At 53.6% G+C, this 26,986-nt stretch carries 26 protein-coding genes; 7 read left to right on the top strand and 19 right to left on the bottom strand.

What is annotated here, in order from left to right; translation table 11 throughout:
• Window positions 1-36: 36 nt before the first annotated feature.
• From BMY09_RS18675 to BMY09_RS18620, 12 genes are all read right to left on the bottom strand, one after another.
• Window positions 37-1,332 (bottom strand): adenylosuccinate synthase, encoded by a 1,296-nt coding sequence (locus BMY09_RS18675; protein WP_091361248.1) that lies wholly within the window; start codon window positions 1,330-1,332, stop codon window positions 37-39.
• 32 nt (window positions 1,333-1,364) lie between these two features.
• Entirely contained in the window at window positions 1,365-2,546 is a 1,182-nt protein-coding gene (locus BMY09_RS18670) for an ATP phosphoribosyltransferase regulatory subunit (RefSeq protein WP_091361246.1), read from the bottom strand.
• 23 nt (window positions 2,547-2,569) lie between these two features.
• Window positions 2,570-2,767, bottom strand: coding sequence for a DUF2065 domain-containing protein (locus BMY09_RS18665; RefSeq protein WP_091361243.1), 198 nt, complete (start codon window positions 2,765-2,767; stop codon window positions 2,570-2,572).
• 137 nt (window positions 2,768-2,904) lie between these two features.
• Window positions 2,905-3,783 carry a protease modulator HflC gene (gene hflC / locus BMY09_RS18660; protein WP_091361241.1) on the bottom strand — a complete coding sequence of 293 codons (879 nt, stop codon included), beginning with the start codon at window positions 3,781-3,783 and terminating at the stop codon, window positions 2,905-2,907.
• Window positions 3,783-4,976 carry an FtsH protease activity modulator HflK gene (gene hflK / locus BMY09_RS18655; RefSeq protein ID WP_091361239.1) on the bottom strand — a complete coding sequence of 398 codons (1,194 nt, stop codon included), beginning with the start codon at window positions 4,974-4,976 and terminating at the stop codon, window positions 3,783-3,785. The genes hflC and hflK overlap by 1 nt, the downstream gene beginning before the upstream one ends.
• Window positions 4,977-5,030: 54 nt before the next feature.
• On the bottom strand, window positions 5,031-6,350 hold the full coding sequence (gene hflX / locus BMY09_RS18650; protein ID WP_091361237.1) for a ribosome rescue GTPase HflX: 1,320 nt from the start codon (window positions 6,348-6,350) through the stop codon (window positions 5,031-5,033).
• 8 nt (window positions 6,351-6,358) lie between these two features.
• On the bottom strand, window positions 6,359-6,595 hold the full coding sequence (gene hfq, locus BMY09_RS18645; protein WP_091361235.1) for an RNA chaperone Hfq: 237 nt from the start codon (window positions 6,593-6,595) through the stop codon (window positions 6,359-6,361).
• Window positions 6,596-6,713: 118 nt separating this feature from the next.
• Window positions 6,714-7,688, bottom strand: coding sequence for a tRNA (adenosine(37)-N6)-dimethylallyltransferase MiaA (gene miaA / locus BMY09_RS18640; protein WP_091361233.1), 975 nt, complete (start codon window positions 7,686-7,688; stop codon window positions 6,714-6,716).
• A complete protein-coding gene (mutL, locus tag BMY09_RS18635) occupies window positions 7,654-9,549 on the bottom strand; it encodes a DNA mismatch repair endonuclease MutL (RefSeq protein WP_091361231.1) in 1,896 nt (631 codons plus the stop codon). The genes miaA and mutL overlap by 35 nt, the downstream gene beginning before the upstream one ends.
• A 22-nt stretch (window positions 9,550-9,571) precedes the next feature.
• Window positions 9,572-10,924 (bottom strand): N-acetylmuramoyl-L-alanine amidase family protein, encoded by a 1,353-nt coding sequence (locus BMY09_RS18630; protein WP_245756629.1) that lies wholly within the window; start codon window positions 10,922-10,924, stop codon window positions 9,572-9,574.
• 109 nt (window positions 10,925-11,033) lie between these two features.
• On the bottom strand, window positions 11,034-11,507 hold the full coding sequence (tsaE, locus tag BMY09_RS18625; protein WP_091361228.1) for a tRNA (adenosine(37)-N6)-threonylcarbamoyltransferase complex ATPase subunit type 1 TsaE: 474 nt from the start codon (window positions 11,505-11,507) through the stop codon (window positions 11,034-11,036).
• 11 nt (window positions 11,508-11,518) lie between these two features.
• The gene (locus BMY09_RS18620) at window positions 11,519-13,021 is read right to left on the bottom strand and encodes an NAD(P)H-hydrate dehydratase (protein ID WP_091361226.1); all 1,503 of its coding nucleotides are present in this window, start codon (window positions 13,019-13,021) and stop codon (window positions 11,519-11,521) included.
• Between the two features lie 46 nt (window positions 13,022-13,067).
• Between BMY09_RS18620 and queG the strand changes: the two genes are divergently transcribed.
• The gene (gene queG / locus BMY09_RS18615; protein ID WP_091361225.1) at window positions 13,068-14,192 is read left to right on the top strand and encodes a tRNA epoxyqueuosine(34) reductase QueG; all 1,125 of its coding nucleotides are present in this window, start codon (window positions 13,068-13,070) and stop codon (window positions 14,190-14,192) included.
• A gap of 30 nt (window positions 14,193-14,222) precedes the next feature.
• Here the strand turns inward: queG and BMY09_RS18610 are convergent, their stop codons facing one another.
• The 3 genes from BMY09_RS18610 to orn all read right to left on the bottom strand — a co-directional run bounded on the left by BMY09_RS18610 (window position 14,223) and on the right by orn (window position 17,813).
• Window positions 14,223-15,215: a patatin-like phospholipase family protein gene (locus tag BMY09_RS18610; protein ID WP_091361223.1), complete on the bottom strand. Its 993-nt coding sequence runs from the start codon at window positions 15,213-15,215 to the stop codon at window positions 14,223-14,225.
• Window positions 15,216-15,328: 113 nt separating this feature from the next.
• A complete protein-coding gene (locus BMY09_RS18605) occupies window positions 15,329-17,158 on the bottom strand; it encodes an EAL domain-containing protein (RefSeq protein WP_091361222.1) in 1,830 nt (609 codons plus the stop codon).
• A gap of 112 nt (window positions 17,159-17,270) precedes the next feature.
• Window positions 17,271-17,813, bottom strand: a complete 543-nt coding sequence (orn, locus tag BMY09_RS18600; protein ID WP_091361220.1) for an oligoribonuclease — start codon at window positions 17,811-17,813, stop codon at window positions 17,271-17,273.
• 97 nt (window positions 17,814-17,910) lie between these two features.
• Here orn and rsgA point away from each other — a divergent pair, with 97 nt between their 5' ends.
• From rsgA to efpL, 6 genes are all read left to right on the top strand, one after another.
• Window positions 17,911-18,933, top strand: a complete 1,023-nt coding sequence (gene rsgA, locus BMY09_RS18595; RefSeq protein ID WP_091361219.1) for a small ribosomal subunit biogenesis GTPase RsgA — start codon at window positions 17,911-17,913, stop codon at window positions 18,931-18,933.
• 16 nt (window positions 18,934-18,949) lie between these two features.
• Window positions 18,950-20,800: an HDOD domain-containing protein gene (locus BMY09_RS18590; RefSeq protein WP_091361217.1), complete on the top strand. Its 1,851-nt coding sequence runs from the start codon at window positions 18,950-18,952 to the stop codon at window positions 20,798-20,800.
• Window positions 20,797-21,609, top strand: coding sequence for a sulfurtransferase (locus BMY09_RS18585; RefSeq protein ID WP_091361216.1), 813 nt, complete (start codon window positions 20,797-20,799; stop codon window positions 21,607-21,609). Before BMY09_RS18590 ends, BMY09_RS18585 begins: the two co-directional genes overlap by 4 nt.
• A 99-nt stretch (window positions 21,610-21,708) precedes the next feature.
• Window positions 21,709-22,554 carry an archaetidylserine decarboxylase gene (asd, locus tag BMY09_RS18580; protein ID WP_091361214.1) on the top strand — a complete coding sequence of 282 codons (846 nt, stop codon included), beginning with the start codon at window positions 21,709-21,711 and terminating at the stop codon, window positions 22,552-22,554.
• 197 nt (window positions 22,555-22,751) lie between these two features.
• On the top strand, window positions 22,752-23,792 hold the full coding sequence (gene ygfZ / locus BMY09_RS18575) for a CAF17-like 4Fe-4S cluster assembly/insertion protein YgfZ (RefSeq protein WP_091361213.1): 1,041 nt from the start codon (window positions 22,752-22,754) through the stop codon (window positions 23,790-23,792).
• Window positions 23,793-23,953: 161 nt separating this feature from the next.
• Window positions 23,954-24,520, top strand: a complete 567-nt coding sequence (efpL, locus tag BMY09_RS18570; RefSeq protein ID WP_091361211.1) for an elongation factor P-like protein EfpL — start codon at window positions 23,954-23,956, stop codon at window positions 24,518-24,520.
• 55 nt (window positions 24,521-24,575) lie between these two features.
• Here the strand turns inward: efpL and BMY09_RS18565 are convergent, their stop codons facing one another.
• The 4 genes from BMY09_RS18565 to BMY09_RS18550 all read right to left on the bottom strand — a co-directional run bounded on the left by BMY09_RS18565 (window position 24,576) and on the right by BMY09_RS18550 (window position 26,985).
• Window positions 24,576-24,998 (bottom strand): GFA family protein, encoded by a 423-nt coding sequence (locus tag BMY09_RS18565; protein WP_091361210.1) that lies wholly within the window; start codon window positions 24,996-24,998, stop codon window positions 24,576-24,578.
• Between the two features lie 47 nt (window positions 24,999-25,045).
• Window positions 25,046-25,606, bottom strand: coding sequence for a hypothetical protein (locus BMY09_RS18560; RefSeq protein WP_091361208.1), 561 nt, complete (start codon window positions 25,604-25,606; stop codon window positions 25,046-25,048).
• A 221-nt stretch (window positions 25,607-25,827) separates the two neighbouring features.
• The gene (gene ung / locus BMY09_RS18555; protein ID WP_091361303.1) at window positions 25,828-26,517 is read right to left on the bottom strand and encodes a uracil-DNA glycosylase; all 690 of its coding nucleotides are present in this window, start codon (window positions 26,515-26,517) and stop codon (window positions 25,828-25,830) included.
• An 18-nt stretch (window positions 26,518-26,535) separates the two neighbouring features.
• Complete coding sequence (locus BMY09_RS18550; RefSeq protein WP_091361207.1) at window positions 26,536-26,985, bottom strand: hypothetical protein; 450 nt, start codon at window positions 26,983-26,985, stop codon at window positions 26,536-26,538.
• Between the last annotated feature and the right edge of the window lies 1 nt (window position 26,986).

Raw genomic sequence — 26,986 nt, 5'->3', positions numbered from 1 at the left:
CGGGCTTATTTTGTCTGTGAATCTCAGAAAAGCAGATCAGACATCAAACGGATGACGCAGGACAATCGTCTCCACCCGGTCCGGGCCGGTTGAGATAATATCAATCGGCGCACCGGTCAGTTCTTCCAGACGCTTGATATAAGCAACCGCAGCGGCAGGCAGCTCGTCCAGCGTTTTCGCGCCAAGAGTGGACTCACTCCAACCCGGCATAGACTCGTATACCGGCTCAACTGCCTCATACGCCTCACTACCGCTCAGCGAGGTCACCACATTGCCCTGAGCATCTTTATAGCCGACGCAGATCTCAATCGTCTCCAGACCATCCAACACATCCAGCTTAGTCAGACAGATACCGGATACAGAGTTAATCTGAATCGCATGCTTCAGTGCAACAGCATCAAACCAGCCGCAACGACGGGCACGCCCTGTGGTTGCACCGAACTCATGACCACGCTCAGCCAGACGCTCACCTACCGCACAACCCAGCTCAGTTGGGAAAGGACCAGACCCTACCCGGGTGGTATAAGCCTTAGTGATACCCAGAACATAATCCAGATACAGCGGACCAAAACCACTACCGGTCGAGGTGCCGCCCGCAGTCGTATTAGATGACGTTACATAAGGATAAGTACCGTGATCGATATCCAGCAGAGAGCCCTGGGCGCCTTCAAACATGATATTTTCACCACGCTCGCGATACTCATGCAGCTTAGCGGTGACATCAGCCACCATCGGCCGCATCACTTCAGCCATCCGCAGCCCCTCTTCCAGCACTGCTTCATAGCTGACCGGTTCGGCTTTATAGTAGTTTTGCAGCATAAAGTTGTGATATTCCATCACCTCTTTCAGTTTCACCGCAAAACGCTCCGGATGCATCAGATCATCGACGCGCAAACCGCGACGTGCAACTTTGTCTTCATAGGCAGGGCCGATACCCCGACCGGTGGTACCAATTTTGGCCTCACCACGCGCAAGCTCACGCGCCTTATCCAGTGCGATGTGATATGGAAGAATCAATGTACATGCAGGACTCAGACGCAGTCGCTCACGTACAGGCACACCGCGGCCTTCCAGCTCATCAATCTCTTTCAACAGCGCTTCCGGTGACAACACCACACCGTTACCGATCAGACAAAGTACATTCTCACGCAGGATACCGGACGGAATCAGGTGCAGTACCGTCTTCTCACCATCAATTACCAGCGTGTGACCTGCGTTATGCCCGCCCTGAAAGCGTGCCACGGCAGATGCCTGATCTGTTAACAGGTCAACGATTTTGCCTTTACCTTCGTCGCCCCACTGTGTTCCTAAAACAACTACGTTTTTGCCCATTGGTTGTCTCTAGCGATTAATCAATCAAAAATTTACAGGCTCTCGAGAACCCAAGTTCCATCCTGCTGCACCAACTGGTGTGTAAACTGCTGCGCATCTTCCACAACCGTTTCATCCAGCATCGGTACAACACGCTCCCCCTGAGCTCTCAGCTTAGCCACAGCATCCAGCGCTGCAGAATCTTCAACAGCCGGAACCCGCACCACTTTACGCGCAGGCTTATCTTCCAGGGCAGATAACTCTACAAGAGTTTTCAGATCAGCACTGAATCCGGTTGCCGGACGGGCACGACCAAAATCGCGCCCCACTTCATCATAACGACCACCCTTGGCAACCGCCTGTCCGAATGCCGGAACATAAGCAGCAAACACCACACCCGTGTGGTAGTTATAGCCCCGCAACTCACTCAGATCGAAATACAGATCCAGTTGGGGGTAACGCCGGGTGATCTGATCTGCAACGGCATCCAGATAATCCAGCGCATCCTTAATCATTTCAACGTCGGCAAAGCAGGTGCGTGCCTTGTTGAGCACTTCACGTCCGCCATGCAGTGTTGGCAATATAGTCAGATGAGTTTTAACACTCTCAGGAAGCCCGGAACCCGCCAGAAAGCGCGTTATCTCAGGCAGATCCTTACGTTGCAACAACTCAAAATACTCAGCTTCCTGATCTGCAGTCAGTGCCGCCTCGCCCATCAAGCCACGGTAGATACCTACATGACCCAGATCGAGACTCAGATCCTGATTAACCTGCATCGCATTCAGAGTTTCCACCATCAGCGAGATGATTTCCACATCGCTGGCGACACCGCTGTGACCAAACAGCTCAGCCCCCACCTGCAAAGGGTTTCGCGACGCTAAAGGATTAGCCGGCAGAGTGTGTAATATAGTGCTGCAGTAACAGAAACGGACCGGCCCCTGATTGCTAAGATGGTTGGCATCGATGCGGGCTACCTGCTGAGTAATATCTGCGCGAATACCCAGCATCCGTCCGGTCAGCTGATCTGTCACCTTAAAGGTATCCAGCTCCAGATCGCGTCCCACTCCGACAAGCAGAGAATCCAGATGCTCAATCAGCGGGGTCATCACCAACTCATAACCCCAGGTATCATAAAGATCCAGCAAACGCCGCCGCGCTGTCTCGACCTTTTGTGCCCGAGGCGGCAGCACCTCTTTGACGCCGTCTGGTAACAACCAGCGTTCTGCCAACGACATGTAACTCTCCGAAATACAGTGGATCAGTTAAATATATAAAGCAGGATGACGCCAGCCATCATACTTACAAAACCTGTTATACGTAGCGCCCGGTCACTCACCAAAGCCAGCTGATGAACCAGATTACGCCAGCGCTGTGGATAGAGAAAAGGCAGAATCCCTTCCATCACCAGCATCAGACAGAAGCCGATCAGTAACTGGTGCCAGAGTTCAGAATGCATTACCCACCTCAACACAGCGGCACGGCCGCCACATAAAAAAACCGGGTCAAAACCCGGTTGCGGAATTCTACCACGGAACAGGGCAGTTAGTGCAGCCTATTCCGTGGATTTTTTATACTACAATCGGCGCATTGCGATCACTTGCCCTTTCCGCTGGAATTTCCCAGATAGCGGAAGAAATCACTGTCAGGCTTGAGCACCATAATATCGCCCTGTTGATTAAACGCCTCTTTGTACGCATTCAGACTGCGGTAAAAGGCATAAAACTCGGGGTCCTTATTGTAGGCTTCAGCATAGATCTTGGCCGCCATGGCATCACCCTCACCACGAACCTGCTGCGCATCACGATAAGCATTCGCTTCGATAACCGCTTTCTGACGATCGGCATCCGCCTGAATACCCTCAGCCAGCTCTTTACCACGGGAACGCAACTCACGGGCTTCCCGTTCACGCTCAGTACGCATCCGCTCGTAAACAGAGGCAGACACCTCCTGCGGCAGATCAATCTTCTTGACGCGAATATCGATCATCTCAATACCCAGCTCTTCCTTGGTCTGAACGCTCAGGGAGTCGACCAGTTCAAGCATCAACTCATCGCGCTCACCGGAAACCACCTCGGTCAGGGTACGCTCACCAAACTGATTCCGCAGACCTGCATCAACGTTCGGGAACAACAGCTCTGCCGCTTTATACTCGTCACCCGAGGTGGCGGTATAGTATTTCTGCGGATCGATGACACGCCACTTAATAAATGAGTCAACAATCAGTCGCTTCTTCTCAACCGTCAGGTACGACTGCGGCTGCGCATCCAGCGTCTGCACCCGACCATCAAACTTACGCACCTTATTGATAATTGGCCAGCGGATATGCAAGCCAGGCTTAATATCCGGATTAACGATCTCACCAAACTTCAGCAGTACCGCCCGATCAGTCTCTTTAATGATATACAGGGAGTTATAGCCAACCACGATAATTAACAGCGCGATTACCAATCCCGTCATAGATTTACCTGACATTAGCGTACCTCCCGTGATGTCGATTGCTGACGCTGACGAAGCTGTTCCATAACCTGATTAGTCACATCCCGCAGTTCAGAACTGCTTAAACGACTGTTACTACTGCCGGTTGCCGTACGGGGCCGGCTCTCTGTCAGCTTATCCAGAGGCAGGTACATCATATTGTTCCCTCCCTCTACATCGACCAGCACTTTAGCATTGCTGGCATACACGGATTCCATGGCATCCAGATAGAGACGCTCACGAGTCACCTCAGGGGCTTTCTGATATTCAGTCAGCAGCGAAGTAAAGCGCTTTGCATCACCCTCAGCCTGCGCCACAACCCGCTCACGATAACCGTTCGCTTCCTCTTTCATCCGCTGTGCATTACCACGCGCCTCAGGGACAATACCGTTACGGTAAGATTCAGACTGGTTAATAGAGCGCTGCTCATCCTCACGGGCCTTAATCACATCATCAAAAGCATCCTGAACCTGGGACGGCGCTTTCGCTTCCTTGATATTGATCTGCGTAATCCGCAGACCGGTCTGATAACCATCCATATAGTTCTGCAGCCGCTCCTTCACATCATTACCCAGCACCTCACGACCAGCGGTCAGAATTGAGTTCATTTCAGAGGAGCCAACGGTATGACGCAGCGCAGATTCAGATGCATGTTCCAGGCTGGACTTAGGGTCACGAACCTTAAGCACATACTTGACCGGATCAGAGATGACGTACTGAACAGTCATACTGACATCGACGATATTTTCATCTTCAGTCAGCATCAGTGAACGGTGCTCATAGGCACTGACGCGGGTCACGTTTTCAGTGGTAACATCATCAATCAGTGGCGGATTCCATTGCAGGCCCGGCATCACGGTTTCGTGATATTTACCCAGCCGCAACACAACACCACGCTCCTGCTGGTCCACGGTGTAGAAACCCATCGCCGCCCAGCCAACCAGCAACACAACAGCAACCACCACCAGCATACCGGCGGAAGAGCCCGCCGAAGGGCCGGAACCGGAACCACCGCTGCCTTTATTGCCACCACCTTTACCGAATATACCGTTCAGCTTTTCCTGCAGTTTCTGCAGAGCCTCATCCAGATCAGGCGGTCCCTGATCCTTTTTACCACCACCGCGACGGTCACCGCCGTTATTCCAGGGGTCCTGATTATTCCCGTTACCACCAGGCTCATTCCAAGCCATACTGTACTCCGTCTAGAACTGTTTAAACCATTAAAAAATTGTAAGCAGCATAACTTAACTATGCAACCACTCGGGTTTGTTGACATTAACGCCAAGATAGCGCTCTGGTGCTATGTTCATACGACTTAATAGCTGCAGCAGATCTTTTTTCTGAATACGAACCTCCAGATCGATAACTCCCTGATCATCCACCACTTCATTCAGAACAGCCCCCTGAGCATAAAGCTGGGCACGCAAACCACCCTCCTCCGGTCGTAAGCTCAGCTGTTCATGGAAGATATCGCCAGCCAGCAGCTCAGTGATCGCCTGAAATAGCAGATCGATCCCCTCACCTGAGACTGCAGATAACCAGACCCGTACAGGCCTTCCCTCATCATTACGGTCGATACGTGCTTCAGCTCGCTCAAGCATATCGATCTTGTTATAAACTTCGAGAGTCAGCACCTCATCGGCACCGATCTCTTTCAGGACAGAGTGCACCTCGTCCATATGTGACTGCCGATCTTCATCGTAGGCATCGATAACATGCAGCAGCAGGTCTGCCTCAGTCGTTTCCTGCAGAGTAGCACGGAACGCTTCAACCAGCTTATGGGGCAGATGACGGATAAAGCCCACAGTATCAGCCAGGATTGCGGCCCCCACATCCGCCAGATCGATCCGGCGCAGGGTAGGATCCAGCGTCGCAAACAACTGATCTGCAGCATAAACCTCAGCATCAGTAATACGATTAAACAGCGTTGATTTACCCGCATTGGTATAACCAACCAATGAGATTGTTGGCACCTCGGAGCGGCTGCGGGCACGACGCCCCTGCTCGCGCTGTTTGCGCACCTTTTCCAGCCGTTTAAGAATGCTTTTTATACGCGCCCGCAACAGCCGGCGGTCGGTTTCCAGCTGGGTTTCACCCGGACCACGCAGACCGATCCCCCCTTTCTGTCGTTCCAGGTGGGTCCAGCCGCGCACCAATCGGGTCGACATATGCTCAAGCTGAGCTAGCTCAACCTGAAGCTTACCTTCATGGGTGCGTGCCCGCTGGGCAAAAATATCCAGAATCAGGCCGGTACGGTCAAGTACACGACATTCGATCTCACGCTCGATGTTACGCTCCTGCCCGGGACTCAGACTGTGATTAAAAATCACCAGTTCAGCCTGATGCAGGTGCACAAGATCCTTCAGCTCCTCTACCTTACCAGAGCCGATGAACGTTTTCGGATTTGGGAGACTGCGAGATCCGGTGAGAAAGGCTACCGGATCTGCACCAGCAGACAGGGCAAGCTCTTCGAGCTCTTTAGGACTTTCTCGGTCCACCTCATCTGCCATATCGATATGAACTAGTATGGCGCATTCGCCAGACTCAGGGCGCTCAAAGAACAATGAATACCTCAGTCGGTCGATTCGTCACCCTGCGGTAGTTTTACCGGACGGGCTGGAACCACAGTAGAAATAGCGTGCTTGTATACCATCTGGCTGACAGTATTCTTTAGCAGGATAACGAACTGGTCAAAGGACTCAATCTGTCCCTGAAGTTTGATACCATTTACAAGAAAAATCGAAACAGGTACCCGTTCTTTACGCAGTACGTTCAGATAAGGGTCTTGTAGAGATTGCCCTTTTGACATTGGAAGCTCCTTCCTAAGACTAAGTAATGCAGCGCTGGTCAGCTATATTTTATAGCCCGCGATACAAAATGCTGCCTCTAAAAAGCCGGACAGCCCAAAAGTTATTTTCAGTACTGCATTATATAATGATCCCATCCAACAATTTCAAGGCATTATTAGTTAAATTAGGGTCTGCCGATTCAAAATGATGCAGATTATCCCAACTACGCAGCCAGGTGACCTGTCGTTTTGCTAATTGTCGCGTCGCGATGACACCTTTTTCGATCATTGTCGGGTAATCCCAAACGCCCTCGAAATACTCCCACATCTGCCGATAACCAACGCAGCGCACCGAAGGCATCTGCAGATTGAGATCGCCACGTTCCCAGAGCGCCCTGACCTCAGCCTCAAATCCCTGTTCCAGCATAATATGAAAGCGCTGTTCAATCCGCTCATGAAGAGTTTTACGTTCACCCGGCATAACGCAGAGCTGGGTGACACGATAGGGCAACCGTTGTGACTCCTGCTCCTGCCACAACTCAGTCATCGAACGTCCGGTCAGCTCATACACCTCCAGCGCCCGCTGCATCCGTTGCGGATCATTCGGATGGATACGCTGCGCGGCCACCGGATCCACCTGCTGCAAACGCTGATGCAGCGCCTCCCAGCCTGATTGTTCAGCCTCCTTAACCAGACGCTCACGGATCGACTGATCCGCCTGCGGCAGGGTAGCCAGACCTTTGAGCAGTGCCTGATAATAGAGCATGGTGCCACCTACCAGCAGCGGAATCCGCCCTGCTGCCGTGATTTCAGCCATCTCTCGCAGAGCATCGGTTCTGAAATCAGCCGCTGAGTAACTCTCAGCCGGATCAAGGATATTCACCAGTCGGTGGGGGTAACGGGACAGAAACTCTGCATCCGGCGTCGCGGTGCCGATATTCATCTCCCGGTAGATCATCGCCGAATCAACACTGATAATGTCGCAGGGCAAGCGATCACAGAGCGCCATCGCCAGATCTGTTTTGCCGGACGCGGTCGGCCCCATCAGAAAGATGGCTGGCGGCAACTGATCAGCCAATTTACTGTCCCCGCATAAACAGACTGTCGAGATCATTCATCGACATCTGTGTCCAGGTGGGTCGGCCATGGTTACACTGCCCGCTGCGTTCGGTACTCTCCATATCCCGCAACAATGCGTTCATCTCAGGAATAGTCAGTTGCCGGTTGGCCCGCACAGAACCGTGACAAGCCATGGTCGCCAGCAACTCATTGGTGTGTTGCTGAATCTTCTGACTGGTACCAAACTGCGCCATATCCCCCAGCACATCGAGAATCAGTTTACTGATATCGGCGCTGGCCAGTGCCACCGGCACCTGGCGCACAACCAGAGTTTCCTCTCCCATCCGGGCGATCTCAAAACCGAGCTTCGAGAACACCTGTGCCTGCTCCTCAGCACAATCGGCTTCCATAGAACTGACCGCCATACTCACGGGCACCAGCAACGGCTGACTGCGAACCCCCTCCATCTCATACGCCTGCTTCATCCGTTCATATACCACCCGCTCGTGGGCGGCATGCATGTCCACCACCACCAGACCGGCATCATTCTGTGCCAGAACAAACACGCCGTGCAGCTGAGCAATAGCGTATCCCAGCGGCGGACACTCGGTATCATCCGCCTGCGGCATAGAGGCCGACTGCATGCCAGTGGCAGAATCTCCCTGAGGATGCAGCGCACCATAGGCGGAGATCTGATCGCGAATCTGGCCAGCAGCCGGGCGATCTGACTGATACGTACCACGAAAGGCGGATCCGGCACCGGCAGTGCTGCCAGAACCACCCTGCAACTGATGCAGGGGCATGCGGCCCTGCTCAAAACTCTGCTGCGCCAAGGGCTGTCCCGGGGCAGCATTCAACAGGTGACTGGCGGAAGCACCGGAGATCGCCGGTTCACTGCCCTGCTCCGGACGGATATCGGCTATCACCCGATGAGTGGTGCGGAAGATAAAATCATGCACCAGACGGGTCTCACGGAAGCGCACCTCATGCTTGGTAGGATGCACATTGACATCCACCAGCTTCGGATCCAGCTCCATATAAAGAACATAAGCCGGATGCCGCCCATGGTAGAGGACATCCTGATAGGCCTGGCGCAATGCATGGGCAACCACTTTATCGCGGATAATCCGGCCATTGACAAAAAAGTACTGCAGGTCCGCCTGACTGCGGGAGAAGGTAGGCAGCGCCACCCAGCCCCATAAACGCAGCCCGGAGGCTTCGGCACTGACATCCACTTTCATTGCATTTTCAATAAATGCCGGCGACAGCAGGGTCGAAATTCGCCGTTCCTGTTCGGTTTCGCTGATGGCGGGACGCAACTGATGGATCACTTTCTGGTTATGTCGCAGTGTAAATCCAACATCAAAGCGGCTCAGTGCCAGCCGTTTCACCACCTCTTCCAGGTGTTTAAACTCAGTTTTTTCCGTTTTCAGAAATTTGCGCCGCGCCGGGGTATTAAAAAACAGATCCCGCACTTCGACTGTAGAGCCCTGAGGGTGCGCTGCGGGCGACACCTCAGCGACCATATCCCGCCCCTCCGTCTGCACCTGCCAGCCCGCCTCCTGATCCGCGGTTCGTGAGGTGAGCGTCAGACGGGACACCGAACTGATCGATGCCAGCGCTTCGCCGCGAAAGCCGAGACTTTCGACCGCTTCAAGATCGTCTAGATTGAGTATTTTACTGGTGGCGTGGCGACTCAACGCCAGCGGCAGATCATCTTTCTCTATCCCCTGTCCATCGTCCCGCAGGCGGATCAGCTTGACTCCGCCCTGCTCGATATCCAGCTCAATCCGGCCCGCTCCCGCATCAAGACTGTTCTCAAGGATCTCTTTCACAACCGAGGCGGGACGTTCAACAACTTCACCGGCGGCGATCTGGTTCGCCAGCCGGGGGGTCAGCAGGTGTATTCGGGACATATCACAGATTACAAATAGTTATTTAACTGGCAGGGATCTTCAGCACCTGACCAACCAGTATCTGGTCAGCATTGCTAAGCCCGTTCGCCTTGCGTAGTGCGGACAACGATACACCGTTCCTGCTGGCAATAACAGAGAGAGTGTCCCCCCGCACCACCTTGTAGCTGGAGGGTGTTGCCCTGGTGGTGCCCCGCCCCTCTTTTTGCCAGGCAAGCCAGGTCAGCGCAGGGGGCTTAGCCGAGAAATGGGCTTTGATGCCGGCAAAAATGGCCTCGGCCATCTTTCGCTGATACGCCTTAGACTTCAGCTTGGCCGCCTCATCATGGTTGGTGATAAAACCGGTTTCGACCAGAATAGAGGGGATATCAGGAGACTTCAAAACCACAAATCCCGCCTGTTCAACCCGCTTTTTATGCATTTTGGCAAACTTACTCATATTTTTATGGATACTGCGGGCGATATCCCGACTATCACTGCGACTGGCGGTCATCGACATATCCAGTAACACCTTGGCCAGCACATCATCTTTATCCTCCAGACTCACGCCGCCCACGCCACCAATCAGATCGGCACTGTTCTCTTTCTGCGCCAGCCAGCGTCCCATCTCACTACTGGCCCCCCGGGGGGAGAGCACCCAGACCGAAGCCCCCCGGGCACGGTGATCGCGAAAGCCATCCGCATGGATCGAGACAAACATATCTGCGTTCATCTTACGCGCCCGTTCGGTACGGCTGCGCAGACTGATATAGTAATCCCCATCACGGGTCAGTTTAGGCTGAAACCCCCGCTCCTTTTGCAGAAGCGCATTGAGCTCCCGGGCGATCCCCAGCACCACGGTTTTCTCCTTGACCCGTCCGGGACCAATAGCCCCGGGGTCTTCACCGCCGTGCCCGGCATCAATGGCAATCACGATATCCCGCAACGCTGCCGGATCGTCTGCAGACGCCACTGCAGTTTTCTGCGGGGCTTCAGGCGCCACATCACGATAAAGGTCGAGCACCAGCCGGTGCCCGTACTGATCATTCGGTTTGAGGGCAAAGCTCTTCGGCTTCACATGCTCTTTAAGATCAAGCACGATGCGCAGATCTTTACCACCATTACGGGAACCGGAACGGATCAGTGATACGGGACTGCCAGACAGGTCAACGGTTTCCAGATTGGATTGCAGCGACGCATCGGAGACATCCAATACGATGCGGTCAGGCTTCTTCAGAGTAAACAGCTTATGCTGTACTTCCGAGGACAGATCGAACACCAACCGGGCATGATCCGGAGCGATCCACACCCGCACATTATGAACTTCAGCCGCATAGCCACCAGCCGCCCTCAACCAGCAGCTCAAAAGCAATACTATCAGTCCCGCCCGTCGTATCATTCGGTTTCTCATCGTACTGTTACAACCCAAGCCCCTAAATCAAGCGCTCACATACGCTCTGAATATATCCATTACAACATACCTGCTGACAGGCTGCCTGCCAAACGTATCAACTGACTATCAGCTTATCGGCCAGTTGCCGGCCTTTTTCAGTCTGCGGGTGCCAGTTTATCCGACGGCCCCGTTGTTCCACCGTAATATTCAGTATCAGATCCGCCAGCGGCAACGCCCCCTCTCCCCGTTCAGGCCACTCAATCAGACAGATACTCTGATCGGTAAAATAGTCCCTGATACCCAGGTATTCGAGCTCCTCAGGGTCTCCCAGCCGATACAGATCAAAATGAAACACCGTTATATCGCCCAGTTCATAGGGTTCAACCAGTGTATAGGTCGGACTCTTAACCGAGCCTTGATGACCAAAGCCCTGCAAAACACCACGACTCAGGGTGGTTTTACCCATACCCAGGTCTCCCTCAAGAAAGATTACCTCTCCGCCGGTGGTTGCACGGGCAATCTGCTGCCCAAACATAACCATTGCCGCTTCATCGGCAATAAACACACTGTAATCAGATTTCTGCGGCACTCTGCCCTTCCTTACAAACCATTAACCAACAGGCGTAATTGTGCCAACAGATCGGTCGCTTGCATACCTCGGGAGCCATAAAGTGCAGCACTACGGTCTGCTGCAGCACCATGCAACCAGGCCCCCAGGCGGGTCGCATCGGCAGCAGACAACCCCTGAGCGATCAGCGCGCCGATCACGCCGCTCAATACATCCCCCATGCCTCCGCTGGCCATCCCCGGGTTTCCGGTAGGATTCAGATGCAGCGCGTCGCCATCAAAACTCAGACTTCCCGGTCCCTTCAACAGCGCAACCCCGCCAAATGCGGCCTGCAACTCAACCACCGCGGCAAACCGGTCAGCCTGCAATCCGGCAACGCTACAGCCCAACAGCCGGGCGGCTTCCCCCGGATGTGGCGTGATTACCCAGCGCTCACCATTGCGCTGGCCAAACTCCCGGCGAAGCGTCAGCAGGTTCAACGCATCCGCGTCCAGCACCAGCGGTTTGTCAGCGCTCAGCGCCTGCATCAGCAACTGCTCCCCCCAGGCGTTTTTCCCCAGACCCGGTCCCACCACCAGCACATCAGCCCGTTCAATAAAGGGTTCCAGCTCGCTACCTGAACGAACCCCCACCGCCATCGCTTCAGGGTAGCGGGACAACAGTGCCGAAAGATGTTCAGCCCGGGTCGCAACCGTCACCAGCCCGGCACCACAGCGCCCGGCTGCCTGGGCCGCCATAATTGCCGCGCCGCCCATACCGGTATCGCCGCCAATCACCAACACATGACCACAATCACCCTTGTGAGTGGTTTTATTCCGGGGCGGTAACAGGTGGCTGAGATCATCTGCACCGGTGATAAATCCAGCGACATCCACCGACTCATAAACATCATCACTGACACGCAATCCGTCAAACAGTAGCTCTCCGGTAAACGCCGGCCCCTCATGGGTCAGCAATCCGCGCTTAACACCGATAAAGGTCACCGTCATATCGGCCCGCACAGCAACGCCGAGAACTGCGCCGGTATCACTGCATAAACCCGATGGGATATCCAGCGCCACAACCGGCAGGCCCGCCCGGTTAATCTGTTTAATCGCAGTGCGGAATGGGTCGCGTACCTCACCGCTAATCCCGGTCCCCAACAGCCCATCAATGATAAGTTCGCCGGTGAAAGTCTGCCCGTGGTACAGCTGCCACGCCACAGATTCCGCCTGCAACCACTCCCAGGCCTGCAATGCTTCACCGGACAACCGCGCGGCAAAATCATCGCCACCGACACAGAGCAATTGCACCTGCATACCCAAACGCTGCGCCAGCACCGCCACCACAAAGCCATCCCCACCATTATTGCCACCGCCACACAACAGCGTCAGCTTCCGAACGTCGGGCCAGCGCTGCCGTAAACGGTCAAAGGCGGCATGCCCAGCCCGTTGCATCAGTTTAAAACCCGGCACACCCGACGCTATCGCTGTCTGATCAAGAGCGCGGGTCTGTTTCGCTGTGTATAATGATGCTGGCAGGTCAGAATGTGACATAACATATTCTCTGAAAGGCTTTTCCTAACTTCATTATATAGCGCCGATGACTCAATACGACCCTGAAATACTGCAAACCCTGGCGGATCAGATCAAAGCGATGGCCATCTCCCTGGGGTTTCAGCAGTGCGGCATCACCGGCACCGACCTGAGTGCGGAAGCAGCGCCCCTTAAAGCCTGGCTCGATAAAGGCTATCAGGGAGAGATGGGCTATCTGGAAAACCACTTCGATAAACGGATCAACCCGGCACTGCTCACCGAGGGCACTCAGCGTATTATCTGTGTCCGCATGAACTGCCTGCCCCCCGATACAAAAACCATCAGCGTGCTGAAAAACCTGGATCAGGCATATATATCCCGCTATACCATGGGACGGGATTATCACAAGGTGATGCGCAAAAAGCTGACCCAGCTGGGCAAACAGATGGAAACATTGATCGGTCAGTTCGGTTATCGTGCCTTTGTCGACAGCGCCCCGGTACTGGAGAGGCCGCTGGCCCGCAACAGCGGTCTGGGCTGGCAGGGCAAGCATACCCTGATTTTAAATCGTCAGGCCGGCTCCTGGTTTCTGCTGGGGGAACTGTTTGTCGATCTGCCACTGCCGGTCGATCCCCCCTACGAAGAGGAACACTGTGGCCAGTGCCAGGCGTGTATCGATATCTGCCCGACCCAGGCGATTGTCGCGCCCTATCAACTGGATGCGCGGCGTTGCATCTCTTACCTGACGATCGAACTGAAGGGCTCTATTCCTACCGCGTTCCGGCCTTTGATTGGCAACCGGATCTTCGGCTGTGATGACTGCCAGTTGATCTGTCCCTGGAACCGTTTTGCAAAGCACAGCGACGAGACTGATTTTACGCCACGCCATAACCTTGACCGCATATCGCTGCTGGAGCTTCAGCAGTGGAGTGAAGCGACCTTTCTGAAACGCACAGAAGGGTCAGCGATCCGGCGCACCGGCTACAGCGGCTGGCAACGCAATATCGCCGTTGCTCTGGGTAACAGCCGCGGCGGCGAACAGGTACTGAACGCGCTACAGAGCATGATCGATGGAGATGATCCACTGGTAAGGGAGCACGCCCTCTGGGCACTCCAGCATCTGCAAAGCCGCAATGCAGACCAGCAACCTCCCATCCTGAGCCACCGCCGGTCAGCAACACTGCCGGACTGAATAAAGAGCCCCACATACTCATGGATCTGCTTAACTAAACAGGGCGTTAAGATCACAACTTTCCCGCTTTCCTAACTGGGCACCATGGGCAGACAGCCAGTGTTCACCTGCCTCCCGGCCAGACTCCATCAGTCCGGTTAGAAATTGCTTACTGTTATCATACTTACTGGCCCCATCCAGTCCCGCTAAAAGGGGATCACTCTCCAGCAGGTGACAGCGCATGCCGTTTACCTTACGTTCCGCCCAGCCCTGCCGCCAGCGCCAGCCGGAACTGTAGTTGCGGATATTGGTGATGGTTCGCATCTCCCGCATAAAGGTGCTCTGAAACCCTAGCTCTGTCACCCGCGCCGCAATATGTTCTGCGGAAACCGGCAACGGGTCCCGTTGCAACGACTGCAACAGAACAATCAGCACATCATCCGCAGCACACTCATAGATCAGCGGAAACACTGCGGGGTTGCCGGAAAATCCACCATCCCAGTAGAACGCTCCGTCAATTTCAATCGCTTTATGGATATTAGGCAGACAGGCCGACGCCAGCAGATGGGGCAGATCCAGTTCAGCCTCATTAAACAGGGTTAACTTTCCCGTGGCCACTTCGGTGGCCGCAATAAACAGCTTAAACGGGCAGTTCTGCCTCAGCTGTTCGAAATTCACCTGCCCCAGTAACAGATCTTCGAGAGGATTGATATCCAGCAAATTGAGATCATAGGGGGAAAGGTAGCGCATCGCATGCAGCCAGAAACGGGTCACCGCTCCCTCCAGTTGCTCCGGCAAACGAATCGAAAAATCACTGGAAGCAACCGCCAGCCAGAACAACGCTAACTGCGCTTTAGCGCCGCTACGACCTCCTTTGCGCCAGCCCTCAGCCAGCATTACCGCATTCATAGCTCCGGCACTGGTGCCACTGACACCATCAAAGCTGATCCAGGACTCCTCCAGCAAACGATCCAGCACGCCCCAGGTAAATGCCCCGTGAGCACCACCTCCCTGCAATGCAAGATTGATAGAAACAGGCTTCATACACACCTCCCGGATATTATTGTGCAATGCACAAAAATAACATCAGGGAGATGAATTAGAGATGAATAGTTTTCGCTTGCTCAGAAGGGTAAGTGGAACACGACTCTTACTATTTACTTGTGATCATGGGCAATTTTAGCGACTGGTTCGCTAAACAGATAGCCCTGAGAATAGTCGATCCCTAATGATTCAACCACCTGCTGCACCGCATCATTATGCACAAATTCAGCAACTGTTTTGATGCCAGCGTTTCGGGCAAAAAAGACGATTGCCCGGGTAATCTCATAGCTTTTCCTATCGGTAGCGATATTTTTGATATATTTCGCGTCGATCTTGACAAAATCGACGTGTAACTCAAGCAGGCGTTCGAAATTGGAATACTCAGTGCCAAAATCGTCGATAGCCAGTTTATACCCCAGATCCTTAAGCCGGATTAACTGAGCAATGTGATTCTTCTTGCCTGAAGAGCTGATTCCCTCAAGAATCTCCAGGACAACCTGTTCCGGCGCCACCCCGTAGGCGGCCGTCTTCTCTGTCAGATAGGCTTCCAGATACTCCAGCAGCAGATCATCTTCGGTGATATTAACCGACAGAATCAATCCGCTACCGGCAATCTCAGCCAGCCCCTTATCAATCACCAGACGGGTAATGGTGGGAAACAGACCGGACAGCCTGACCGCATTAAAGAAATGGTAGGGGGTATAGACCTTGCCACTATCCTCAAGACGCACCAGCGCCTCATAACTGACAATGTCGCCACTACTATTATCTCGAACCCCCTGAAAGTACGGTTTCACCCGCCCCTCATTCAGTGCCTGATGCAGCATAGCATTCCAGCGGATATACTCACGGCGCAATGCCTGATCAGGTTCATCCCGTTCGGCATCATAGATGTGATAACGGTTTTTACCCCGTGCTTTTGCCTGGCTCATCGCCTGAACGGCCTGTTCCAGCAGGTTTTTACGCCCTGATGCTCCGCCCGCAGTAAAGGTGACACTGAACAGCTGGTCGTCAATCTTCAACGGGTGCCCGAACAGATACTCCCTGAACCGCTCAATCTGTTGTTGCAGATCGGTCGGCAGCCGGTAATACAGGGCAAACTCATCCGCATTGATACGGTATAACTCAGCCTCGGGAAACTGCTGCTGCAGCATCTGGGCCACCTGACAGAGAAACAGATCACCAAAGGAGGGACCATAAGCGGTATTGATAAAACGGAAGTTGTCCAGATTGATCAACAACAGAGATTGCATAGCGATACAGTTTTTCAGCTGCACCTTCAGTTTTGACTGATTCGGCAGGGCTGTCAGGCTGTCGCACTCAAGCGCCGTTATCAGCTGCTTTCGTTGCTCTTCCAGCGCCTGCTCCTGATACTGTTTCGCCAGCACGATATTCACCATCGAGGCACCGACATCCAGCAAACGAATATGAAAAGCCGATGGCGCGCGCTGCTCAAAAGAGGAGAGCGCAAACGAACCGATGACCTTGCCATCATTATTGCGCACCGGCATCGACCAGCAGGCGCGCAGATTAAAATCATGAGCCAGTTGCCTGAGATCCTGCCAGCGGGGATCATTGAATGTGTCTCTGACGAACACCGGCTCATTGCGCATCACCGCATTGCCGCAGGATCCGCTGCCAGGCCCTGGGGCCAGGCCCTGTAACGCATCCACCCCCTGCTGCGGTACACTGGGAGCAACCAGCACATTGAGCAGACCACTCTGTTCATCGCGCAACATCACTGAAGCGACAGAATCTGGTAGCAGTTGCTCCGCCATGCTACACAAAGCGTTGAGGGTATCGATGTACTCAGCGTTGCCAGCTACCTGAGCAAAAATAGATTGTTGCAACCTGAGGATCTTATCCAGCTCTTCAACCGACATCGCCCGCTCTTCAACAGGCGGTTGGTCAAATGAGTTTACACTATCGATTTCATCAATCATGAGCAGTGTCCAGGTTCCGGTTCACCAGTAAGCATATGACAGAAAGAGGGCTAAGTCTTCATCCGACTCAGAGCTCTCCCCCCATAATGGGAGCGTACTTCAGACCTATACCTTATAACTTAAAAAATGTTTCACGATAGTGCTTTAACTCATTAATTGAGTCTTTAATATCATCCAGCGCCAGATGACTGCCTTTTTTTACCACGCCATCCAGCACCTCTGGCGCCCAGCGCCGGGCCAGCTCTTTGATAGTGCTGACATCCAAATTACGGTAATGGAAAAACGCTTCCAGCTCCGGCATATACTTCACCAGAAAACGGCGATCCTGACCAATTGAGTTGCCACAAATGGGTGACGCGCCTTTATCCACATACTCAAGAACAAACTCAATAGTATCCAGTTCAGCCTGCCGCTCACTAATCAGAGAGTCGCGCACTTTCTGCGTCAGACCAGACTGACCATGCTGCCTGGTACACCATTCATCCATACCGTTTAACAACTCATCAGACTGATGAACCACCAGATTTGGCCCTTCTGCCAGAATATTCAGCTGCGAATCTGTTACGATAGTGGCGATCTCGATGATTCTGTCATGCTCCGGATCCAGACCGGTCATCTCAAGATCGATCCAGATCAGGTTATTCTGCCGTGACATATTAGTATTCCTTAGTACCAGTACTGTAAAATTAGTGCTTAATAGAATACCTTAGCATGCTGTGAAAATTCACCCCTATACCAGAATTAGCTGATAAATGTCGAAACGTAAGCTTACCCGACGCCAGACCTGGCGCGTACAGAAGATTCAGGACGAGCGCGCCCAGCGAGCAGCGCGCAAAGATTCAGATATCGATCAGCAACTGGAAGGCGGTGATCTGGGGCCGGAACAACACGGCCAGATCATCTCCCACTTTGGCCGGCAGGTCGACGTTGAAGCGCAGGAAGGCGATGCTGCCGGGCAGATCTTTCGCTGTCATATGCGCACCAATCTCGACACGCTGGTGACCGGAGACCGGGTAATCTGGCGCGCCGGAGCTGAATATGGTGTGGTGGTGGCCACCCAGCCACGCAGCACGATTCTGCAACGGCCAAACAACCACGGTGAACTCAAGCCGGTAGCAGCCAATATCGATCAGATCGTGATCACCATCGCCGTTGAACCGCTGGCCCATTACAATCTGATCGATCGCTATCTGGTGGCTGCCGAACTCAGTGGCATCGAACCGGTCATCCTGCTCAACAAAACCGATCTGCTAAACGATGAAAATCGCCAACGGGTAGACACGATGGTCGACCTCTATCGCTCCATCGGTTATCAGGTGATGCAGGTTTCATCGATGGACAAAGAGGGGCTGGCTCCTCTGCGACAACAGCTGAATAACCGTATCAGTGTGTTTGTCGGCCAGTCAGGAGTGGGCAAATCATCACTGATTAACGCCCTGCTACCGGGAATAGATCTCAAAGTGGGGGCTCTGTCCGAGGCCACCCGCAAAGGCACCCATACCACCACCACCGCCCGGCTGTTTCACTTTCCTGATGGGGGCGACCTGATCGACTCCCCCGGAATCCGGGAGTTTGCCCTGTGGCACATTAATGAACATAATCTTCTCGATGGGTTTCGCGAGTTTGCCCCTTTTATCGGCTACTGTAAGTTCAGGGACTGCAACCATGAAAAGGAGCCCGGCTGCGCTATCAAACAGGCCATCGAAGAGGGTAAGATCAGTGAGCAACGGGTAAACAGCTACAAGCATATTCTGAATACCCTGAATCAGGACTGACGGGGCAGCAGGACCAATGACCGAACAACAGATTCCGCAGAATGCTGAGCAGTGGTACCACTTTCTCAGTGAAAAACAGCCACCGGTCAGACTCAGCATCATCAAACGGCTACAAAAAAAACTGGCCGACCCGAACTGCTCAGTCAACCATCTGAGCAAGCTGATCAAAAGCGATCCTCTGCTCTGCTTTCACGTGGCACTGGCGGCGGGAAGGCTGCATGATGAGAAGCAGTCAGAGATCACCAGTATCGATCACGCCATCGGCTCACTGGGGATGCATAAACTGGAACAGCTGATCAACAGTCTGCCCACCCTCCGCCTGAATCCAGCCAGTACCGCGCAGAAAATGTATTTCCGGGCCGTTGCCAACAGTCATCATGCTGCAACTCAGGTGCATCAGTGGCTGAAACAGTGCCGTGGCGGTATGTTTGCCGAAGAGAGCTATCTCGCCGCGCTGTTTTACAACATAGGTCACTGGCTGCTGTGGTATTTTGCCCCTCAGCATATGGTTAAAATCCAGATCATGATCCGCGAAAAAGATGTCGGTCCTGAACTGGCTGAAACCCGGGTACTGGGCTGCACTATTGATGGCATCTCCAAGCGACTGCTGAGCCTCTGGCCAGTTTCGTCACTGGCCAGAGTGACGCTGGAGAACAGTACCCCCCTGAATCGTCAGATGATCCTGCAATTACACCAGCGCGCCCTGAGTGATCCCCGACTGGATGGTGACCAGTTGCGCCAGTTAAATCATCTGACACAGCAAAAGTTTTTCCCGGTCAAACTGGGTAATCTGCTGGCGCTGACGGCCAACTATGGCTGGGGTAAAGAAGCAACTCTCCACCTGATCGACATCATCAATGATTACCTGCGAGGCGAACTCAACCGTACCTTCGCGTTCCTGCATCGAAACTGCGTTATGGCTTCGCGCAACTATCATGTCGCCGGAACACTCGCCCCTGCCGCCGAGATGCTGATGCTTGAATCGGATCTGTCTCCCACATACAGACTGACCGCAACAGACAGAAAACTCTTTCAACTGCCTCATGATAAATCAATATCTGAGTCCGCCAAAACCCACGCAACCACAACGGTTAACCGGCCGACCCCACCCCAACGTGTGGCAGCTGAAGCCGCAACCGATCAACCTGATGCGGGTCGTATCAGCCGAGATGAGGTCGCGTCAAAGGGTCATCAACAGAACCCGGCCCAGGAAGCCGCAACGCTGGAGATCCCGGCTAAAGCGCAAAACCCGGCAGAGGATGAGCCGGTCGGCGGCCCCGAAACTCAGCCGGCGATCAGAACAGCTGAACGAGACTCTGTGCCCGATGCTGACTTTCTCGATAAGAACCTCTACCGGCAGTATCTGCAGCGATTCAATGAGTTAGGGGATTACTACAGCCAGGGCGCCCAGGTGCTTAATGATCTGCTAAAAGCGCTCATTGCCGGGCTGGGTATGCAACGCGCTGCACTGATTATCCTGCCACCGAAAAGTAACTCCCTGAAAGTTGTTAAAGCCACCGGTTTTGCCGATGACCACCCCCTGCCACACTCGACCCATATTCTGGGGCCCAAGAGTCTGTTCAGCCGTCTGAATGAAAAACCGGGATGTCTGCTGATTAACCAGACCAACCGAGAACAGGTCAGAACAATGTTGCCGGCCACCTTCAGCCGCCATGTCAGTCAGGAGGACTATCTGCTGATGTCACTGATCGCCAGTAACCGCTCGGTGGTTATTATCTACGCTGACCGGGATAACACTGCCGATGGGGTGCAGACCTTTCATCATAAAAAGTTTAAAGATCTGTGTAATAGCGCCGGACGCTGTCTGGACCATGTTTATAAATTACGCGCCGGAGCCAAAAAATGAGCCTGCCACTAGTTATCTCCCCTCAGCAGCTATCAGAACAACTATCCACCGCAAATCTGCTGATTCTTGATCTCTCTTCAGCAGAAAACTATCACAAGGGGCATATCCCCGGCGCCATACATATGGACCCGGCCAGACTGTTACGGGGTCATGGCGAGGTGCCAAACAAAATCCCTGAGCCTGAACAGCTCAGTAGATTGCTGGGGGAGATCGGTCTGACCCCTGAACGGCATGTGGTTGTTTACGATGACCAGATGGGGCCCTGGGCCGGACGGATGATCTGGACCCTGAACAGTATCGGCCACCAGCGCTGCTCATTTGTGAATGGCCATCTGGTGGGCTGGATTGAAGCGGGATTGCCACTGGAAACCCAGATAAACACCCCGACCCCAACCCTCTACCCGGTAACCTTAACATCAGAGTATCTGGCAGATATCGCCTATATCTACGACCATCTGGATGCCAGTGACCATATCGTTCTCGATGTCCGTTCCCCCGCAGAGTTCACGGGCGAGAAGATCATTAACGCCAAACGGGGGGGACATATTCCCGGCGCGGTAAACTATGAATGGACCCGCGCCCTGGTGTCCAGCGAACAGCCTCAACTGCGACCTGCCGCGGAGATAATGGCAGAACTCAACGCCCTGGGTGTTACCCCGGATAAGACCATCATCACCCACTGCCAGACTCACCGCCGCTCAGGCCTGAGCTATCTGTTCACAAAACACCTTGGGTTCGACAAGGTACGCTGCTACGATGGCTCCTGGTTTGAATGGGGTAACCGGGATGATACGCCGATTGAGACCTGATGTTAGCAACGCCGCTGTTCTACCGCCGCGATCATCCACACCTCTGTTCAACGATAATATTTAACAGAACTATTTGACCTATTTTTCGGAAACCTGACTGTGAAAGACTCCCTGTTTATTCTGCTGCAACACATACTGCCCCAACACCTGCTATCCCGGGCGGTAGGTTATCTGGCTGAGAGCCGCTGCAACTGGATCAAGCGCCCTTTTATTAAGACATTTGCCAGACACTACCGGGTCAATATGAGTGAAGCACTGATTGAGGATCTGGATCAGTTTGACAACTTCAACGCCTTCTTTACCCGCGCCCTGAAACCCGGAATGCGCCCACTTGATGACGCCGCCGTGGTATCTCCTGCCGACGGCGCGATCAGTCAGATCGGTGGTATCGATTATGGCCGAATTATGCAGGCGAAAGGCCGGGGTTACGGTCTCAGTACCCTGTTAGGCGGCCACGCAGATCTGGCACAGGAGTTTATCCATGGTCACTTTGCCACTATCTATCTGTCCCCCAGTGATTACCACCGTGTGCATATGCCGGTTACCGGCACCCTGCGGGAAACAATTTATGTTCCGGGCGATCTCTACTCAGTCAATCAGACCACCGCCAAAGGGGTCGATAATCTGTTTGCCCGAAATGAGCGATTGATCGCTATATTTGATACAGAGCTGGGGCCGATGGCGATGGTACTGGTCGGAGCGATGATTGTCGCGGGTATTGAAACGGTCTGGGGCGGTCAGGTGGCCCCACCGCAGAAACACGGCTGGCGTACAGACCATCACAAACCGGTTGAGCCGGTCGTGCTACAACAGGGCGACGAGATGGGCCGCTTTAAGCTCGGGTCGACCGTTGTGCTGCTATTTGGTAAAGATGCGATAGAATGGTCAGGGACACTGAAAGCGGATGATCCGGTGCGTCTTGGGCAGGCGATCAGTGGCTCGTGAACGAGCCGTGCAAGAACGTCACTGCGTGACTCGCCAGATGCGGCTTCGCTAGTGGCTAGTGGCTAGTGGCTAGTGGCTAGTGGCTAGAAAAAGATTAAGCAGGCCACTGCGAGTTAGCAAGCGCTTACATACAAGAGCTTGCATAAGAACTTAATACAAGAACTTAATACAAGAACTTCACTTTTTCAGGTTATATTATGAGCTGGTTAGAAACGCTTAATGCGCTGGGTGTTCAGGTTGATGAGCTGGGAAACTGCCAGGTTTCAGCAGCAGAGAGCCGCGATGCGGCGGTCACGGTTACCCCGCTGACCCATCTGGGGCTGTTCGGTGTCACCGGTCCCGATGCAGAGAAATTTCTTCAGGGACAACTTTCCTGCGATGTCCAAAAGGTCAGCGCAGGTAAAAGTCTGCTCGGCTCTCACTGTAATATCAAAGGAGGCATGATCAGCCTCAGTCGCCTGATGCCGGTTGAAAATGGCTTCTGGCTACGCACCGAACGGTCGATTCTGGACACCGCGATGACCAACCTGAAGAAATATATGATCTTCTCCAAAGCGGAAAGCCATGACCGTTCAGAAGAGATTGTGGGGCTGGGCATCAGTGGTGCACAGGCGGACCGGGTACTCCTGGCTGAGGGTTTCACCCTCCCGGCAGAAACCGGTGAGTTCTCCATCTATGGCAACGGCTTACTAATCAGGGTTCCGGGAGAACGGTTTGAGTTATGGCTGCCGGTTGAACAGGCCGAAACTCTGCTCAGCGGACTGCTGAAAGAGGCCACACTGGCGGATACCAACAACTGGAAGCTGCAGGATATCCGTAGCGGCATCCCATCACTGGACAGCGAGACCCTGGAAGCCTTTATCCCTCAGATGACCAACCTTCAGGTGTTCGACGGCGTCAGTTTCAGCAAGGGCTGCTATACCGGTCAGGAAGTCGTCACCCGCCTGCAACATCGGGGCAAACTCAACCGGCCAATGTACCGTCTGGCGTTCAGCGCTGACCAGGCTCCCGCGCCCGGCACAGCGATCAGCACGCCGGATCGCGCCGGTGTTGGCACCGTTGTCAGTGCCGCCATGACCTCAGAGCAGCAGGGAGAACTGCTGGCCGTCATTTTGAAAACCAGTTTTGATGATGCCGATACCGCACTGACACTGGAAGGTGGTGATCAGCCATTGCAGCGTCTGACACTGCCCTATGAACTCGATCCGGAACTGTTTGAGCGCCCTCAGCGGCTCTGATTCATGAACGCCGGGTCGCAATAGCGCTGAAAATAACGATTGCCCGACAGGCGGTTGCCGGGCTAGCATCATCTTTATAGAGAAAATGTCTGTCGCCCCATTTTTTCCGGCCGAAGACCTGATTATACTACGCTAACATTTTTATCCTGGAACATCAGACCATGCCTAAAGCTAGCGAAATAAAAAGAAATGCCGCCATCGAGATTAATGGCGAAGCCTATATTGTCAGGGATATTGAACGCTCGGTTCCACAAGGGCGCGCCGGAGGCAGTCTCTATCGTATGCGGATGTACAATGTTGCCACCAACGCTAAGATAGATGAAACCTTCAAAGACTCGGATATGCTGACCCTGGCCGACCTGAACCGTCGTGCAGCCACATTCTCATACACCGACGGTGATGAGTATGTGTTCATGGACAGCGAAGATTACACCTCCTACAGCATGAACAAAGAAACCATCGAAGATGAACTACCGTTTATCACCGAAGACCTGCAGGGAATGCATGTCATGGTTTTAAATGATGTGCCGGTAGCGCTGGACCTGCCCGGTATTGTCGAGCTTGAGATCATCGAAACCGACCCCTCAATCAAAGGCGGTTCTGCGACTGCCCGCACCAAGCCAGCCAAACTGTCCACCGGACTGGTGGTACAGGTACCGGAACATATCTCCACCGGAGACCGCATCAGGGTCAACGTGGAAGAGCGTAAATTTACCGGCCGTGCATAATTAACACAGCTTATAAAAAAACCGCCAACTCAGGCGGTTTTTTTATCGGTGATGCTTATTCAGAAGCATAAAGAGCAAAGACCTCCGCCCCGGTCATATCCTTTGTGACATTGGCAAAAGAGTAGTACTCAGGCTTCTCATCGATAAAGACCTGATGACTGAACGTAACCCCTTCATCAACCGCAAAAAAGCCGATCGGAACAATATACTGGTCCTGCTGCTTTAAATGGTAAAACAGATGTGTGCCGCACTGACTGCAGAACCCCCGTTCAGCCCAGTCCGAAGATTGAAACCGGCTAATATACTCAGCCCCTGAGATCTGCAGATCAGCTGCACAATCCACCGCCAGCAACGGCCCTCCGGTCCAGGTCCGGCACATACTGCAGTGGCAGGCCCCCATTGAAGGAGACATCGATCCGGTACTCATCGACACCGCACCACAAAGACACTGACCCGTTACCGTTAATGTATCACTCATAGTTCACCTCCTTAGGCATCACTTAAGGCCGCTCTGAGCCCTGAATTTCAATTGTCACGGTTTTCCAGTTTACGCCGCAAACGTAAGCCGGGGCCAACCTGCGCCTCAGGCTGGTCAGTCTGAAGTATCACCAGTTCACCATCAACGAAATCCTGCTCCATCCCCAGCATAATCGCAGAACCGTTATCCAGATGCAGAATCAGCAGCGCGTCGTAGTTAAGGGATTCAGAGGGGATATTCAGTTCTGCCGCCACAATGTCGATCAGTTCCCTCTGTTCATAGATCTCGATAGAGAGAATACTAGCGGCTGCAGGCAGACTGATCCAGCTGCATTGATCAGGACGAGGCACCTCCGCTTCAACCTCATTAACCGCCAGACAACCCACCGTAAAACCATCGGCAAACGGGTGTCGGGCAACACTCACCTCAATCCACTGTTCATCACTCAAACGAAATCGCAGCCAGCAGGCACGGTTCATATCCTGCCCCAGACAGGTATGCAGTCCTCCTGCCCAGATCTCATCCAGACGCAGATCAAATAACTGGGAAAGTGTCTCCTGAGCATCGGTATCCAGATGAAATACTTTCAAACGCACGGTTTCATTCATGGGAGAGTCTCCTTTCAGTCGACAGATACGGCTTGGCTAGTGGCTAGTGGCTAGTGGCTAGTGGCTAGTGGCTAGTGGCTAGTGGCTAGTGGCTAGTGGCTAGTGGCTAGAAAAAGCGTAACACAATCAGCAGTTTACTCTACTAATATTTGCTCAAACTCTCTCTTTTGCTAGCCTCTAGCAGGCGCGTAGCGCCGTTCTAGCAAGCGACGAAGTCGCGTCTAGCTGCTAATTTCCCCCGGGAGCTGCCAATCTATCGGATCACGCCCACAACTCTGTAGATACTCATTCGCCTGACTAAAATGCTTGCAGCCAAAGAAACCCCGATAGGCCGCCAGTGGCGACGGATGGGCCGATTTCAACACCAGATGTCGTTGCGGATCGATAACAGCGCCTTTCTTTTGGGCATAACTGCCCCACAACAGAAACACCACGTGCTCGCACTGCTCATTCACCGTGGCGATCACCCGGTCGGTAAACTGCTCCCAGCCTTTCCCCTGATGGGAGGCGGCCTGTGAATCCTCAACCGTGAGTACCGCATTCAGCAGCAACACCCCCTGCTTTGCCCAGCTTTCCAGATAACCGTGATCCACCGGGGTCACCCCCAGATCGCTGTGCAGCTCTTTATAGATATTCACCAGCGAAGGAGGCGTCTTGATACCGGGTCGCACCGAGAAGCACAGACCGTGCGCCTGACCCGGCTGATGGTAGGGGTCCTGACCGATAATCACCACCTTCACCCGATCCAGCGGTGTTGCCTCCAAGGCATGAAACCAGTGAGTCGAATGGGGATAGATCTTTTTTTTAGCCGCCTTCTGCTGCTGCAAAAACTGTTTCAGCTGCTGCATATAGGGCGCTTCAAACTCAGCGTTTAACCAGGGTTGCCAGCTCGGGGCATTGTCCAGTGCCATCACACTCTCCTCACTCATTCAGTTATCACCACAGTCACGAATCCTCGCATCAGACCGCCCCTGCCACACATCACGGGTCAGGACTTTGCCATAGATAATCGAGTAATAGCGCACCTTACCCGGGGCATGGGAGATCACGCCGGAAATCAGAATCACCACGATATAGATCCAGGCCTGCGGCTGCGCAAACCAGTAGATTGCGGCACTCAGCAACAGCAGTTTAAACAGTATCAACTGGCCCCGCAGCTGATACAGCCAGATAGAGTCCACATAGAGCTCCTTGACCACCATCAGCACACCACTGCCAACAGCCAGCAACAGATAGGGAAACCAGGCAGTCTGCGGCTGATGAAACAGGTAAGCACCCGCCAGCCCGGCAATTCCCACCAGATGCAGCGAACGCAGCATAATACTGATCCAGCGTTTACCGGGCAGATGGCGTTTCTGTTGCGGTATTAACCAGCTCATA

It is taken from the genome of Amphritea atlantica (genome assembly GCF_900111095.1).
Classification (GTDB): domain Bacteria; phylum Pseudomonadota; class Gammaproteobacteria; order Pseudomonadales; family Balneatricaceae; genus Amphritea; species Amphritea atlantica.
The sequence above is the reverse complement of the archived record's forward strand: the minus strand, read 5'-3'. Positions and strand labels throughout refer to the sequence as shown.

Excerpts from the sequence above, each read along its gene's own strand:
- BMY09_RS18675 (WP_091361248.1), bottom strand. The coding sequence starts at position 1,332 with ATGGGCAAAAACGTAGTTGTTTTAGGAACACAGTGGGGCGACGAAGGT.
- BMY09_RS18670 (WP_091361246.1), bottom strand. The coding sequence starts at position 2,546 with ATGTCGTTGGCAGAACGCTGGTTGTTACCAGACGGCGTCAAAGAGGTG.
- BMY09_RS18665 (WP_091361243.1), bottom strand. The coding sequence starts at position 2,767 with ATGCATTCTGAACTCTGGCACCAGTTACTGATCGGCTTCTGTCTGATG.
- hflC (WP_091361241.1), bottom strand. The coding sequence starts at position 3,783 with ATGTCAGGTAAATCTATGACGGGATTGGTAATCGCGCTGTTAATTATC.
- hflK (WP_091361239.1), bottom strand. The coding sequence starts at position 4,976 with ATGGCTTGGAATGAGCCTGGTGGTAACGGGAATAATCAGGACCCCTGG.
- hfq (WP_091361235.1), bottom strand. The coding sequence starts at position 6,595 with ATGTCAAAAGGGCAATCTCTACAAGACCCTTATCTGAACGTACTGCGT.
- miaA (WP_091361233.1), bottom strand. The coding sequence starts at position 7,688 with ATGATCTCGACAGTCTGTTTATGCGGGGACAGTAAATTGGCTGATCAG.
- mutL (WP_091361231.1), bottom strand. The coding sequence starts at position 9,549 with ATGTCCCGAATACACCTGCTGACCCCCCGGCTGGCGAACCAGATCGCC.
- BMY09_RS18630 (WP_245756629.1), bottom strand. The coding sequence starts at position 10,924 with ATGATACGACGGGCGGGACTGATAGTATTGCTTTTGAGCTGCTGGTTG.
- BMY09_RS18620 (WP_091361226.1), bottom strand. The coding sequence starts at position 13,021 with ATGTCACATTCTGACCTGCCAGCATCATTATACACAGCGAAACAGACC.
- queG (WP_091361225.1), top strand. The coding sequence starts at position 13,068 with ATGACTCAATACGACCCTGAAATACTGCAAACCCTGGCGGATCAGATC.
- BMY09_RS18610 (WP_091361223.1), bottom strand. The coding sequence starts at position 15,215 with ATGAAGCCTGTTTCTATCAATCTTGCATTGCAGGGAGGTGGTGCTCAC.
- BMY09_RS18605 (WP_091361222.1), bottom strand. The coding sequence starts at position 17,158 with ATGATTGATGAAATCGATAGTGTAAACTCATTTGACCAACCGCCTGTT.
- orn (WP_091361220.1), bottom strand. The coding sequence starts at position 17,813 with ATGTCACGGCAGAATAACCTGATCTGGATCGATCTTGAGATGACCGGT.
- rsgA (WP_091361219.1), top strand. The coding sequence starts at position 17,911 with ATGTCGAAACGTAAGCTTACCCGACGCCAGACCTGGCGCGTACAGAAG.
- BMY09_RS18590 (WP_091361217.1), top strand. The coding sequence starts at position 18,950 with ATGACCGAACAACAGATTCCGCAGAATGCTGAGCAGTGGTACCACTTT.
- BMY09_RS18585 (WP_091361216.1), top strand. The coding sequence starts at position 20,797 with ATGAGCCTGCCACTAGTTATCTCCCCTCAGCAGCTATCAGAACAACTA.
- ygfZ (WP_091361213.1), top strand. The coding sequence starts at position 22,752 with ATGAGCTGGTTAGAAACGCTTAATGCGCTGGGTGTTCAGGTTGATGAG.
- efpL (WP_091361211.1), top strand. The coding sequence starts at position 23,954 with ATGCCTAAAGCTAGCGAAATAAAAAGAAATGCCGCCATCGAGATTAAT.
- BMY09_RS18565 (WP_091361210.1), bottom strand. The coding sequence starts at position 24,998 with ATGAGTGATACATTAACGGTAACGGGTCAGTGTCTTTGTGGTGCGGTG.
- BMY09_RS18560 (WP_091361208.1), bottom strand. The coding sequence starts at position 25,606 with ATGAATGAAACCGTGCGTTTGAAAGTATTTCATCTGGATACCGATGCT.
- ung (WP_091361303.1), bottom strand. The coding sequence starts at position 26,517 with ATGGCACTGGACAATGCCCCGAGCTGGCAACCCTGGTTAAACGCTGAG.
- BMY09_RS18550 (WP_091361207.1), bottom strand. The coding sequence starts at position 26,985 with ATGAGCTGGTTAATACCGCAACAGAAACGCCATCTGCCCGGTAAACGC.